Origin of the sequence: Herbaspirillum sp. UBA812 (genome assembly GCF_002296545.1) — a bacterium.
GTDB lineage: Bacteria > Pseudomonadota > Gammaproteobacteria > Burkholderiales > Burkholderiaceae_D > Herbaspirillum > Herbaspirillum huttiense.
On sequence record NZ_DBIC01000266.1, the window covers coordinates 1 to 12,173 of the forward strand.

A 12,173-nucleotide genomic window follows, 5' to 3' on the forward strand; every position below is an offset into this window, starting at 1 on the left:
CGCGCGCGTTGTGGCATTCCAGCGAGACGATGTCGATGTTCGATGCCTGCAGCTTGGGGAAGGTCTCCTCATACTGCCGCCACTCCGACCCCAGCGTCTTCTTCCAGTCGGTATTGGCCTTGATCCCGTAGCCATAGCAGATGTGCACGGCAGTCTCGCACTTGAGTCCTTCGATGGCGCGCTCCAGCGCAGCTACGCCCCAGTCGTTGACCTCATCGAAGAAGACATTGAAGGCCGGTTCATCGAACTGGATGATGTCCACCCCCGCCGCCTCCAGCTCGCGCGCTTCCTGGTTGAGGATCGTGGCGAATTCCCAGGCCAGTTTCTCGCGGCTCTTGTAGTGATTGTCGTAGAGCGTGTCGATCATCGTCATGGGGCCGGGCAGCGCCCACTTGATCGGCTGCTCGGTCTGGCTGCGCAGGAAGCGCGCATCCTCCACGAACACCGGCTTCTGGCGCGATACCGCACCCACCACCGTGGGCACGCTGGCGTCATAGCGATTGCGGATGCGTACCGTTTCGCGCTTTGCAAAATCCACGCCGTCGAGATGCTCGATGAAGGTGGTCACGAAATGCTGGCGCGTCTGCTCGCCATCACTGACGATGTCGATGCCGGCATGCTGCTGCTCCTGCAGCGACAGGCGCAGCGCATCGCGCTTGGCTTCCTGCAGTTCATCGCCCTGCAATTTCCAGGGCGACCAGAGTTTCTCGGGCTCGGCCAGCCAGACGGGTTTCGGCAGGCTGCCGGCGGTGGAGGTGGGCAATAATTTTTTCACGGTGGAGAACCTTGCAGGTGGAGAGTTCAATGAGCGCCGGCACGCGACCATTGTTCGAGTACGGCGCGATACGGCTTGATGAAATGTTCTTCGGCGAAGCGGCCCTGCTGGACCGCCAGACGGCTGCGCTCCTCGCGGTCATAGACGATGCGCGTGACGGAATAGTCCTCATGCTGCAGGCTGGGCCGGTAAGTCTTGCCGGCTGCGGAATTGGCGTTGTAGATCTCGGGTCGATAGATCTTCTGGAAAGTCTCCATCGTGCTGATGGTGCCGATCAGTTCCAGGTTCGTGTAGTCACGCAGCAGGTCGCCGCTGAAGTAGAAGGCCAGCGGCGCGGCGCTGTCGGGGGGCATGAAGTAGCGCACCGTCAGGCCCATCTTGGCGAAGTAGGCGTCGGTCAGCGAGCTTTCGTTTTGCAGGTACTCCACACCCAGCACCGGATGCAGGTTCTCCGTGCGTTCATAGGTCTTGCTGCTGGCCACGCTGAGGCAGATCACCGGTGGCTTGCTGAAGTGCTGGCGGTAGGCGGGAGAAGCGACGAAGCGCTTGAACAGGTTGCCATGCAGTTCGCCGAAATGATCGGGGACGCTGAAGGCGGACTGCTGCTTCGTGTGCTCCAGCAGCACCACGCTGAAATCGTAATCGCGCACATAGGAAGAAAAATTGTTGCCGACGATGCCCTCGATGCGCTCACCCGTGTGGTGATCCACGATGTTGGTCTTGAGCACCTCGATCAGCGGCAGCGCCTGTGCAGTGTCCTGTCCCGCCATCCCCATTTCCACGGAGATGATGTCCAGCTCCACTGCGTAGCGGTCGGCCTTGGGATTGTCCCAGTGCGCCAGCGCATTGAAACGGTTGTTGATCATGCGGAAGGTATTGCGCAGGTTCTCCCGGCGCTGCGCGCCCCGCGCCAGGTTGGCGAAGTTGGTCGTAATGCGCGTGTTGTCGCCGGGACGATAGTCCTCGTCGAAACAGATGCTCTTGATGGCAAATGAGAAGTCGTTGCTCATGATGTGTCTGCGCCCCTTTGCGGAAATCGAATCTGCAAGGCACGCGCCCATGACGAAGGCGGCGTGCGAAGCAGACTCGATGCGGTCAATGTTCAGGCTGGATTCTATGTCGCCGCATCCATGAATAAAAATGATTTGATCTCATCAATCAATGAGATTCACTCATACTTCATTCTTCGCTGCGGCGAGCACAGGCAAAAAAAAGCCCCGCTCCTTGCGGAGCAGGGCTAACACCTTCTCGGGGGGATGAGAAGGCGGGACAGCGTTCCGGCACCGAAGGCGTGCCGGAGCAGTTGCGTTCTATGACTTGCCAGCCGTGGGCAACTGGCCGAAAAAGTCGGCCATGTTGCCTTCGGTCCAATCCTTCACCAGTTCGCCGTCGCACCACACCCGATAGGCATAGAGCCGATGCTCGTGAAGCCCGCCCAGCGCGCGGCTTTCAATCACGTAGGTCTGGTCGCCCACATTCATTTTCATCCGATGAGAAGCCGGGGCTACCCCGTTTTGCTTGCCCATGATCCATCCCGTCTCTTTCCAACGCTTTGCCACCGTCCCCTTCCCAACCGTCCTGCCAGCCCCCCAAGGCTTGACGCAGGTCAGCTTCCTGACAGAAGGCTGGCGCTTGTCCGACATCTTTTCGCAAGGGGCACTACAATGCCCGCTTGGCATGAACGTCACCCAAGATGACGCGGCGCAACACGTTCCCACCATGCGAGAATGTCGTCACCACAAGGAACACGTAAGCTCCTCTGACTACAGTATGAATCTCTGTTTATTTCATATTTTGCACACAGCAGATCCCACAGAAAGTGAAAAATACTAAAGAATCTATGATTCGTTGCATTTCTGCCATGCGCAAAAATATTAAATATGTGAAATATACAAATCTTACACCTGCACAGCTATACTTTTACAAGGATCAATCAAATGGGTCGAGCAGTACCATCTGATGACAAGGAGATGCCTCCTGGCGACCCGGCGATGACTTCGAGAGAAGCAGCCCGTCTGCTGGGGGTATCGATCACGACCGCCCAGATGTGGATGGAAAGCGGCATGCTGGCCTCCTGGAAAACCCCGGGCGGCCATCGGCGTACCCGGCTGAGTTCGGTCATGACCCTGCTCGGCCATCGTGAAGTGAAACAACCCGAGCCCACTGCCGGTCACGCTGGGCCACAGATCGAGGTTCCTTATCCGGTCAGCCTGAACGAGCCAGAACGTGCGCGCTTTGTTGAACAGACAATGGAAGACACACATTCCGAGGCCCGCTTTCATCGCCTGACATGGCTCGCCAGCGAACTGCTGGACGTACCCATTGCCCTGGTCACCTTCCTGACCACGGAGCTGCAGATCTTCCGTGCGGCACATGGCCTGAACATCACGTCCACGCCGCGCTCGTGGGCCTTCTGCAATTACGCCGTGATGCAGGAAGACATCTTCACCGTCTCCGATGCCACCAAGGACGCGCGCTTCGTCAACAATCCCATGGTCACCGGAGCGCCCTTCATCCGCTTCTATGCCGGCATCCGCCTGATGTACCAGGGCCGCGCGTTTGGTTCGCTGTGCGTAATCGATACCGAACCGCGCATCCTGCGCGCCCACGAACGACAGGCCCTGGAAGAACTGGCCGCTCTGGCCACCGACATCCTGTCGCTGCAACTGCTGGAAGCGAACCGGCAGTAATCCCCCGAGCAGCGCGCGGGCGTCAGCACACAAGTCCCGGCCCCAGGCGCTGCTCATTGCACCATCCCCAGCCATTCTTCCAGGTCCTCCGCCGGCATCGGCCGTGCGATCGCGTAACCCTGCGCGAAGTCACAGCCGAGGTGATGCAGGATCCGGGCGGTGCGCTCGCTCTCCACGCCTTCGGCCACCACGCTGAACCCGAGCTGGTGCGCCAGATGGATGATGGTCGGCACGATCACCTGATCGGCCTCATCTTCGGCCAAGCTGCGGATGAAGGAGCGGTCGATCTTCATGATGTCGGCCGGAATGCTCTTGAGGTAGGACAGGTTGCTGAAGCCGCTGCCGAAATCATCGATGGCGACCTGCACGCCCAGTTCACGAATGGCCTGCACGCGCTGGCGCACCACCTCGGGATTGCTGGCCATGGCGCTCTCGGTGAATTCGATCTCGATCAGGCCCGGCGGTACCGCATGCTGTTTCAGTTGCGACGCCAGCAGGCGCAAGAGCTCGTCGGACTCGAAATCGCGCGCCGAAGTATTGATCGCAATCGGCACCACCAGCCCGCGCGCGTGCCATTGCGCCGCCTGCGCCACCGCATGGCGCACCACCCAGGCCGTGATCTGGCGAATCTGCGCCGTCTTCTCCGCCAGCGCGATGAACACCGCAGGAGAAATATGCCCCAGCACCGGGTGCTGCCAGCGGATCAGCGCCTCCACCCCGACGCAGCTGCCGTCGCGCAGGCGCACCTTGGGCTGGTAATGCAGGCTCAGTTCATCGGCGGCCTTGAAGGCCATCGGCAAGGCCGAGAGCAGCCAGAAGGCATTGCGCTGGTTTTCCGCATGCACCGATTCGAACTGGCGCGGACACACGCCTTCTTCACGGCTCACATCGATCACCGTCAGCAGTGAGCGCACCACGTCGCTACCGGCAATCTCGTCCACCGCCGGCAGCACGCCGATGGCGATGTCGAGCTGGTGCGGAATGCCGTGGATCTCCAGTGACTGCACGAACTGCTGCCGCACGTTGGCGATATGTTCCTGCCGCTGCGCCGCGCTGCCGTCATGCAGAAAGACGAAGGTGGTGGTCGTGACCCGATACACGGGCTGGCCGTCCAGCGCCTCGCACAGCGCACGGCTGACCTGCACCAGGAAGGACTCGGCATAATCCCAGCCGAGCGCCTTGACCATATCGAACAGATATTCACGTGAACAGACATCGATACCCAGCGCCGCACATGGGGCGCCGCCAACGCCCTGTACATGCGCCCGTGCGCGCAGTACTTCCATCAAGCGGGCGCGATTGGGCAAACTCGTCACATGGTCGGTATACCCGCGGTTGCGCAATTGTTCCAGCCGCTCCATGACCATGGCCGCGAGCTGCTCCAGCCGGTCCTGGTCGCTCGGACTGAAATACTGGCGCGGACGATGATCGATCAGGCACAGCGTGCCCAGCGCATGCCCCTGCGGCGACACCAGCGGCGCGCCCGCATAGAAGCGGATGTGCGGCGCACCGGTCACCAGCGGATTGTCGCGAAAACGCGGATCCCGATGGGCATCGAGCACCACCAGGCCATTGCGGGACAGGATGGCGTGGGCACAGAAGGACATCGAGCGCGGCGTCTCATGGACCGGCAGGCCGGCACGCGACTTGAACCATTGCCGCTCGTCATCCACCAGCGACACCAGCGCAATCTCCACGCCGAAGAGCGTGCGGGCCAGTTCGGTGATCTGGTCACAGGATTTGTCGGGCAGCGTGTCGAGCACGCAATAGCCCTGCAGCGCCGCCAGGCGGGTACTTTCATCGTCCGGCAAGCGCGCCTGCACTGCGTAATCCGTGTAGTCGGTAGGTTCAAAAAACACGAATCAGCCCATCACCCGTGCGGCCGGTGCCAGCCTGAAGGTCGAGACCAGGCGTGCCAGCGCACCTGCCTGCGAGGTGAGCGCCTCGGCCGCAGCGGCGGCCTGTTCCACCAGCGCCGAATTCTGCTGGGTGGCTTCATCCATGTGGCCGATGGCATCGTTGACCTGCTCGATGCCCTCGCTCTGCTCGCGGCTGGAGAGACTGATCTCGGCGATCACGTCGGTCACCTTGCGCACGCTGGCGACGATCTCATCCATGGTCTGGCCCGCCCCCTTGACGCGCCCGCTGCCACTTTCGACCTTGGCCACGGAGGCCCCGATCAGTTCCTTGATTTCCTTGGCTGCCGCTGCGCTGCGCTGGGCCAGCGTCCGCACTTCCGAGGCCACCACCGCAAAGCCGCGTCCGCCTTCACCGGCGCGTGCCGCCTCGACGGCTGCATTGAGCGCCAGGATGTTGGTCTGGAACGCGATGCCATCGATGACGCTGATGATGTCCACGATCTTGACCGAGGATTGACGGATGTCTTCCATCGTCGCCACCACCTCGCCCATCATGTTGCCGCCCGTGACCGCAATCTCCGAGGCCGAGGCCGCCAGGGTATTGGCCTGCTCCGCATTGGCCGCACTCTGGCGTACGGCCGAGGTGATCTGTTCCATGGCGCTGGCGGTTTCTTCCAGCGAACTGGCCTGGCGTTCAGTGCGTCCGGACAGGTCCACATTGCCGGAGGCGATTTCGGTGGACGCACGTTCGATCGCATCGGTCCCTTGCCGGACTTCGCCGACGATGGCAGCGAGGCTGTCGCGCATCATGCGCAGGGCATGCAGCAGGCTGCTCTTATCGTTGGAGCGCGTCGCCACTTCCACTGCCAGGTCGCCGTGCGCAATGCGCTGCGCGATTTCCATGGCATAGGCCGGCTCGCCACCGAGCTGGCGCAGCAGACCGCGCGTGATGACGACGGCCACGGCCACCGCGATCAGGATTGCCACCACGGCCAGCGTGGCGATCAGCTTCAGGGCATCGGTGGCGGAGCGCTCCGACTGCTCGCCCGCTGCCGTGCTCTGGCCAGCGATATCGGCGATGAGCCGGTTGATGTCGGCCACGATCTTGCGCCGCAAGGGGCTGCAATCATTGACCAGGAAACTGCGATAGGCCTCCATCGCCCCGCTCTCGCGATACTGGCGCGGACGCTTGAGTTCATCGGCCATCTGCAGCAAGCCCGTCCGCACGGCGGCGAAATGCGGGTTGCCGGCCAGTCGCGTTTCCAGCTTCTGCAGTTCGGCGAGATACAGCGCCTTCTGTTCGTCGACGATCTTCAGTTCGGTCTGCGCATCGGCATCGCTGAGAAAGACATAGGCATTGCGCGCGGCGATGCCGGTCTGGTCCAGCGCTTCCCGCGCCACGTAGAGCGGAGCCAGGCTCTCGTTCTGGACTTCATTGGCACGCTCGACGGAGGACCGCAGTCCATTGATGCCCACCATGGCCACCCCCACCAGCACCAGCATCATCGCGAGCAGGCTGGCGAATCCCAAGGTCAGCTTGACGCCGATCTTCATGTTTGACACGAACTTCATTAGCTACCCCGAATGGCGTCTGCGACGCAGATATAAAAAATATGCAAGTTATTACAAAACACCCCAACCTTTCGGTCGCATATTTCATAAATTTTGCACTATTTACGCACACAAAGGTCTTACCAGCAAATGAAAGTTGCAGCATTGTCGGGTTTACATCACACCATGAGATTTCTGTTGCGAAAATGCGAGCCGGGGCGAGGCGAAGTGTACCGGCGACGCGCCAAATTGGTGCGCGGAAGCCTTCCTGACGGAACGGGGCGTTTCGGATCGGGACCGGACGAAAAAACCGTTAGCCGATTAGCAAGGGCAAAAAAAGCGACCGGATGCCCCGGTCGCTCGCCATGAAGCCACTGCACTGAACTGCTACGCCGTGAGCACCACCTTGCGGCACTCCTCGCGCTTTTCATTGAAGATCCGATACCCTTCGGCCGCCTCCTCCAAGGGCAGGCGATGCGTGATGATCGCCTCCGGACGGAGCCAGCCATCCTCGATGCTGGCCAGCAGTTCGGGCATGTAGTGCTGCACGTGGGTCTGGCCGGTCTTGATGGTCAAGCCCTTCTCGAAGATATCGCCGAACAGGAAACCGTGGATGAACCCGGCATACACGCCCGGCACGCTCACCGTCCCGCCGCGCCGCACCGAGGCGATGCAGTGGCGCAGTGCCTGGCCGCTGCTGCCTTCGAGCTTGAGATTGGTCATCGCGGTTTCCAGCACGCTGCCCTTGGCCTCGAAACCGACAGCATCGATTACCGCATCCACACCCCGGCCTGCGGTGTTGGCGATGATGTACTCGCCGGGATCGGTGTGGTCGAAATTGATCGGGATGGCCTTGTATTGCTCCGCTGCGAAGCGCAGCCGGTAATCGTGGTGATCGACGATGAAAATCTTTTCCGCGCCGAGCATGCGCGCACAGGCGGCCGCCATCTGGCCAACCGGACCCGCACCGTAGATGCCCACGCTGGAGCCCTCGCGCACACCGGCGTTCTTCACCGCCTGATAGCCGGTCGGGAGAATGTCGCTCAGGAACAGTACCTGCTCATCGGCCAGCGGCGAGTCGATGCGGATCGGGCCCACATCGGCCTTGGGCACCCGCACATACTCGGCCTGCCCGCCCGGCATGCCGCCATACAGGTGGCTGTAGCCGAACATGGCTGCGCCTGAACGGATGCCCTTGCCATTCATGATGGCACCGCGGTCAGGGTTGGTGGTTTCGCAGGCGGCATACAGATGCTGATCGCAGAAGAAGCACTGGCCGCAGGCGATGACGAAGGGCACTACTACGCGGTCGCCTTTCTTGAGGCGTTTGACGCCGGGGCCGGTCTCGACCACCACGCCCATGAATTCATGGCCGAGGATGTCGCCGGCCTTGGTGGCGGGAATCTTGCCGCGATACAGGTGCAGGTCGGAGCCGCAGATGGCTGTGGCGGTGACTTTCAGGATGATGTCGTCGGCCTCCTGAATGATGGGATCGGGAACGGACTCGACCCGCACGTCATGGGCGGAATGGTAGAGCAGTGCGCGCATGGGTTCTCCTTGGATGAGCTGGTCGCGGGCGGCGCGGGACGCGCCGGGTAATCGACAACGCGGATGCGTCAGCGCGGCGCGCGGGCATCGTCCTGCACGATGTCGAACTCGGGCTTGGCGATTTCCTTGTTGGCGTTATCGGTACTGGTTTCACGCGCCTCGACGTGATCGCTGCGAGCGGGACGGTTGGTGGCCTCGCCACTGGATTGGGCGGGCGACGGATTTTCACGGGAAGGCAGTTTGGATTCGATAGCCATGCGGATCTCCTGGGTGGAAAGAAAAACGACGGAAAGATCACACTAACCACCCCGGCCCCGCACGACCATCAGCGCGCCACGCCTAGCCTTGTGGGCAGCGGCTGTCGGACGCGTCAGCGCGGCTTGATGAGCGCGCCCGCAGCTGGCAGAAACGAAGTCCCGGCTGCCGCGCCTCCTGCATCGCTGTCAGCGAAGGTGGCCTGCACACGCGGCACTGGCCGACATACACGGCGCGCTCGCCGCAGTAGCATCGTCAACGCCTTCCGTACTGCGGCCGCCTCCCTGACGAGCGAGCGCGCAGTGCATCCATCCATGCACAAGGAGACCGCAATGACCGACGCACTGAACAAGCATACCCACCCCGCCGATACCTCCGGCCCGCAAGACCTGCAGGCCAACAACCCACGCAGCGGTACCAATGAGCGCGACATGCTGGACCGTGGCGAGCAGACCGCACCGGGCGACAGCGACAAGGCTGCCTCCCGCAACAAGCCGGAAGGCGACAATTATTCGGAGCAGGACATGCGGGAGAACAGCCCGCAGCTTTAAGAAGTGCCTCATCTCTCTCCCCAAGGGAGGGAGATTGAGCCAGCCGACAGATCAATGAAGCTCATCCTATCAACACCAGAGATCAATCCTCACGGTCGAACTCGGCCAACACCATCTCCACCTGCAGGCACTGCAGTTTCAACTCCTTGATGGCCCGGCGATAGCGGCGGAAGTTGCGCCGCTCGGGTACACCTTCCCCACTCTTGCTGACCCGCACCACGTCATGCACGATGCCCTGCAGGATTGCTGCCGCCTGCTCGTGCGAGGCCTTGAGACGGTTCACTCCCTCGATCAGCGCTTGTTTCTTCTTCATGATGGAATCCTGTTTTTGCCGGTATGGCAGAGCGCCCGACGGGCGACGGTCCAGCCCGGCCATGCACATGCGATGCATTGAACAAGCCATTGAGTGATTTGCCCCGTGTTGGTTCCGGGACTCGCCTCCCCCGCCTCCAGGCACACGATGAAAGATTGATCGATGCAAGAGATGCGGCGGCATCCATTCATCGTTTCAAGAGATAGGTTCGATACCTCTGTGTTCTCTGCTGCCGAGCTGCGAGCCGCCGCGCCAATGCCAGAGCAAAGACTCTTCTTCAGTGATGCTGGCAAGACTGACAGCACGCACCGCCCCCTGATCGGGAAAGACACCGATATCACGTCAAGGGCAGGCTGCCTAAGATGAAGACTCGTAGGGAAGACAAAGCCCTGCGGAATTTCCCCCCTCTCATGACACAAGGAGATACATCATGGCAAACCAGAACCAAGGCTCGACCAGCAACCGCGGCTTCGCTTCGATGGACGAAAACAAGCAACGCGAGATCGCCAGCCAGGGCGGCAAGGCCGCCCACGAAAAGGGCAGCGCGCACGAGTTCAGCTCTGAAGAAGCGCGTGAAGCCGGCCGCAAGGGCGGCCAGAACAGCCACGGCGGTGGCAATCAAGGCAATAACCGCTAAGCGGTGCGTTGCTGAAGACAGAGGGCCCTGCGGGGCCCTTTTTACCATGCGGAGACGGGCCCGTCCTTCTTGAAGGGACCGGCCCGTTGTTCGCGTGACGACTACTTGACCGTGATGTTGATCCCGTGCGCCATCATGTGGCCATAGGAGCGGTGCTCGCCATCGGCGAACTGGGCCGTCAGCTTGTACTTGCCGGGAGGAAGCGTGACCATCGTTTCGGTCTGCCCGTCATCCAGGTGGATATGGGTCTCATCGTGCGGAATGACTTCGCCCTTCCCCACGGCACCGTGATTGATGAGCAGGTGATGATGCCCGGTGCCCTCCACCACCTTGCCCGCCGGGCGGGTCGTCATGGAATGCGCCGCCAGACGAACGCGGAAGGGACTGGTCACGGTCTGCCCGGTCTTGGGTTCGAGGATGCTGAGCGTAGGCTCATCCGCACGGGCGGGTGCGGCCTGCAAGGCCAGCATCAGCAGGCTGCCGCAAGTGGCGGTCAACAGGGTACGTCGGAAAACAGGGTTCAGCATGGTGGGCTCCTGGTGAGATGAAAGAAGAGGAATGACGTGCACATGGCGTGTACATAGCGTGCACATGGCGTGCATATGGCGTGAACAGCGCGTGGAATCGGGTCGCAGCAATCCGGCTGCGCTCATCCTTTGCGAACGTCTTCAGATGGACAAGGGGCTGCGCTCCTCGGGCGGCAGCCGCGCATGCAGCTTGGCCAGCAGGCTGCGCAACTGGGCGCGGTAATCGAGCACCACACTGCGCTCGCAATACGGGCTCCATGCCGGGTCGAGCGCCAGCTCGTCCGGGTCGCCTGCCATGGCGGAAAGCGAACGGCGTGCCGTCGATATGCCCGGCGGCGGCAGCCGTACCTGTGTTGCCTGGCCCAGGCTGTGACGCAGTTCCAGCAAGGTCAGCGCCACGGTGCGGTACTTGCGGGGTGGCTCCAGTTCCACGCCGCAGGCGGCGCAGATCAGCAGCAGCTTGCTCCGGGCGTCCTGCGTGCCATGCGCCTGCCGGCCTTCGTTCCAGCCGGCCCCGAACAACAAGGGACCAGCATGGTTGAGATAGGCTTCCAGGCAGAACGACAGCATCATCAGTACCGACAGATAGACCCAGCGCGAACCGGACTGCTCTTCGCCCGCTTTCCTGATGAGCACTTCGGCACCGCGCCAGAGTTCCACATAGGTGAGTGACCCAGGGGTGAAGTCCGGTTGATCGGCAACAGTGAGGTCGTTCACGATCGCATTTCTCATGACAAGGCCGTGTCCATCACCATCATCAGCACGAAACCGATGATCAGGCAGCAGGTCGCCGCCAATGCATCGCGTCGCCGGTGCGGATCGGGAATCACCTCATGCGCCAGCACGAACAGCATGGCACCGGCCGCCCCACCCAGCGCCCACGGCAGCATCGCTGCCGAGAGCGACACCAGCGCCGCCCCTGCCACCGCTGCCAGCGGCTCAACCAGTCCGGAGAGGATGCCGCAGCCGATCGCATCGGCGCGGGAATAACCGATCCCGCGCAAGGCGGTGGCCACGATCATGCCTTCCGGGATGTCCTGCAGCGCGATGCCGAAGGTCAGCACCGAGGCCTGCTCGGGTGCCACGCCGCCATACGCCACGCCGACGGCCAATCCTTCAGGCAGGTTGTGCAGCCCGACCGTGAGCACGAACAGCCAGACACGGCGCAAGGCTGCCTGGCGCGCGAGATCATCATGGCCCTGTCCTGCGCGCTGCAAGGCCAGTACCAGCAGCGCGCCACACAGTACGCTGGCGCCGGCGATGAGACTGGCCATCTGCTTGCCGGCCCCGGCTTCCTGCAGGCTGTGCAGGGCGGGCAGGATGAGCGAGAACACCGAGGCCGCCAGCATCACGCCGGCACCGAATCCGGTGCAGCAATCGGCCATGCGCGGCGAGAAGCGACGTGAGAAGAACAGCGGCAGGGTGCCCGCCGCTGTCGCAGCGGCAGCGGCCATGCCGCCGCAGTAG

Annotated in this window: 15 protein-coding genes; 4 read left to right on the forward strand and 11 right to left on the reverse strand. The window is 62.1% G+C overall.

Going from position 1 to position 12,173, the window contains the following annotated elements; translation table 11 throughout:
• The 3 genes from B3873_RS17960 to B3873_RS17970 all read right to left on the reverse strand — a co-directional run.
• Positions 1-775: methionine synthase (locus tag B3873_RS17960; protein WP_286867747.1), on the reverse strand; the 775-nt coding region annotated here is incomplete at its 3' end.
• 26 nt (positions 776-801) lie between these two features.
• A complete protein-coding gene (locus B3873_RS17965) occupies positions 802-1,785 on the reverse strand; it encodes a DUF1852 domain-containing protein (RefSeq protein WP_134135544.1) in 984 nt (327 codons plus the stop codon).
• Between the two features lie 300 nt (positions 1,786-2,085).
• Positions 2,086-2,301: a hypothetical protein gene (locus B3873_RS17970; RefSeq protein WP_276837714.1), complete on the reverse strand. Its 216-nt coding sequence runs from the start codon at positions 2,299-2,301 to the stop codon at positions 2,086-2,088.
• Here B3873_RS17970 and B3873_RS17975 point away from each other — a divergent pair.
• Together B3873_RS17975 and B3873_RS17980 are read left to right on the forward strand one after the other, a co-directional pair.
• Positions 2,300-2,608 carry a hypothetical protein gene (locus B3873_RS17975; protein ID WP_286867748.1) on the forward strand — a complete coding sequence of 103 codons (309 nt, stop codon included), beginning with the start codon at positions 2,300-2,302 and terminating at the stop codon, positions 2,606-2,608. The genes B3873_RS17970 and B3873_RS17975 overlap by 2 nt on opposite strands.
• Before the next feature lie 158 nt (positions 2,609-2,766).
• A complete protein-coding gene (locus B3873_RS17980; RefSeq protein ID WP_406851097.1) occupies positions 2,767-3,465 on the forward strand; it encodes a GAF domain-containing protein in 699 nt (232 codons plus the stop codon).
• Positions 3,466-3,518: 53 nt separating this feature from the next.
• Here B3873_RS17980 and B3873_RS17985 read toward each other — a convergent pair whose 3' ends face one another.
• The 4 genes from B3873_RS17985 to B3873_RS18000 all read right to left on the reverse strand — a co-directional run bounded on the left by B3873_RS17985 (position 3,519) and on the right by B3873_RS18000 (position 8,680).
• Positions 3,519-5,324 carry a putative bifunctional diguanylate cyclase/phosphodiesterase gene (locus B3873_RS17985; RefSeq protein WP_286867749.1) on the reverse strand — a complete coding sequence of 602 codons (1,806 nt, stop codon included), beginning with the start codon at positions 5,322-5,324 and terminating at the stop codon, positions 3,519-3,521.
• Between the two features lie 3 nt (positions 5,325-5,327).
• Positions 5,328-6,896 (reverse strand): methyl-accepting chemotaxis protein, encoded by a 1,569-nt coding sequence (locus tag B3873_RS17990; protein ID WP_286867751.1) that lies wholly within the window; start codon positions 6,894-6,896, stop codon positions 5,328-5,330.
• Between the two features lie 366 nt (positions 6,897-7,262).
• Positions 7,263-8,423, reverse strand: a complete 1,161-nt coding sequence (locus B3873_RS17995) for a zinc-dependent alcohol dehydrogenase (protein WP_286867752.1) — start codon at positions 8,421-8,423, stop codon at positions 7,263-7,265.
• A gap of 68 nt (positions 8,424-8,491) precedes the next feature.
• Positions 8,492-8,680 (reverse strand): hypothetical protein, encoded by a 189-nt coding sequence (locus B3873_RS18000; RefSeq protein WP_121042897.1) that lies wholly within the window; start codon positions 8,678-8,680, stop codon positions 8,492-8,494.
• A 330-nt stretch (positions 8,681-9,010) separates the two neighbouring features.
• On the opposite strand from B3873_RS18000, the gene B3873_RS18005 reads away from it, so the two are divergent.
• Entirely contained in the window at positions 9,011-9,229 is a 219-nt protein-coding gene (locus B3873_RS18005) for a hypothetical protein (protein WP_121042895.1), read from the forward strand.
• A gap of 82 nt (positions 9,230-9,311) precedes the next feature.
• Here the strand turns inward: B3873_RS18005 and B3873_RS18010 are convergent, their stop codons facing one another.
• Complete coding sequence (locus B3873_RS18010; protein ID WP_286867753.1) at positions 9,312-9,542, reverse strand: hypothetical protein; 231 nt, start codon at positions 9,540-9,542, stop codon at positions 9,312-9,314.
• Between the two features lie 430 nt (positions 9,543-9,972).
• On the opposite strand from B3873_RS18010, the gene B3873_RS18015 reads away from it, so the two are divergent.
• On the forward strand, positions 9,973-10,179 hold the full coding sequence (locus B3873_RS18015; protein ID WP_088756453.1) for a KGG domain-containing protein: 207 nt from the start codon (positions 9,973-9,975) through the stop codon (positions 10,177-10,179).
• 101 nt (positions 10,180-10,280) lie between these two features.
• On the opposite strand, the gene B3873_RS18020 is transcribed toward B3873_RS18015, so the two are convergent.
• The 3 genes from B3873_RS18020 to B3873_RS18030 form a co-directional block, all read right to left on the reverse strand.
• Positions 10,281-10,706, reverse strand: a complete 426-nt coding sequence (locus B3873_RS18020) for a DUF4399 domain-containing protein (protein ID WP_134135552.1) — start codon at positions 10,704-10,706, stop codon at positions 10,281-10,283.
• A 141-nt stretch (positions 10,707-10,847) separates the two neighbouring features.
• Positions 10,848-11,423 (reverse strand): hypothetical protein, encoded by a 576-nt coding sequence (locus B3873_RS18025; protein ID WP_039789497.1) that lies wholly within the window; start codon positions 11,421-11,423, stop codon positions 10,848-10,850.
• Between the two features lie 11 nt (positions 11,424-11,434).
• Positions 11,435-12,173 (reverse strand): ZIP family metal transporter (locus tag B3873_RS18030; protein ID WP_286867754.1); only part of this gene is annotated, 739 nt, incomplete at its 5' end.

What these genes read in the sequence shown, in the direction of transcription:
- B3873_RS18020 (WP_134135552.1), bottom strand. Translation starts at nt 10,706, where the DNA reads ATGCTGAACCCTGTTTTCCGACGTACCCTGTTGACCGCCACTTGCGGC.
- B3873_RS17990 (WP_286867751.1), bottom strand. Translation starts at nt 6,896, where the DNA reads ATGAAGTTCGTGTCAAACATGAAGATCGGCGTCAAGCTGACCTTGGGA.
- B3873_RS18015 (WP_088756453.1), top strand. Translation starts at nt 9,973, where the DNA reads ATGGCAAACCAGAACCAAGGCTCGACCAGCAACCGCGGCTTCGCTTCG.
- B3873_RS17970 (WP_276837714.1), bottom strand. Translation starts at nt 2,301, where the DNA reads ATGGGCAAGCAAAACGGGGTAGCCCCGGCTTCTCATCGGATGAAAATG.
- B3873_RS18005 (WP_121042895.1), top strand. Translation starts at nt 9,011, where the DNA reads ATGACCGACGCACTGAACAAGCATACCCACCCCGCCGATACCTCCGGC.
- B3873_RS17995 (WP_286867752.1), bottom strand. Translation starts at nt 8,423, where the DNA reads ATGCGCGCACTGCTCTACCATTCCGCCCATGACGTGCGGGTCGAGTCC.
- B3873_RS17965 (WP_134135544.1), bottom strand. Translation starts at nt 1,785, where the DNA reads ATGAGCAACGACTTCTCATTTGCCATCAAGAGCATCTGTTTCGACGAG.
- B3873_RS17975 (WP_286867748.1), top strand. Translation starts at nt 2,300, where the DNA reads ATGATCCATCCCGTCTCTTTCCAACGCTTTGCCACCGTCCCCTTCCCA.
- B3873_RS18010 (WP_286867753.1), bottom strand. Translation starts at nt 9,542, where the DNA reads ATGAAGAAGAAACAAGCGCTGATCGAGGGAGTGAACCGTCTCAAGGCC.
- B3873_RS18000 (WP_121042897.1), bottom strand. Translation starts at nt 8,680, where the DNA reads ATGGCTATCGAATCCAAACTGCCTTCCCGTGAAAATCCGTCGCCCGCC.
- B3873_RS17980 (WP_406851097.1), top strand. Translation starts at nt 2,767, where the DNA reads ATGACTTCGAGAGAAGCAGCCCGTCTGCTGGGGGTATCGATCACGACC.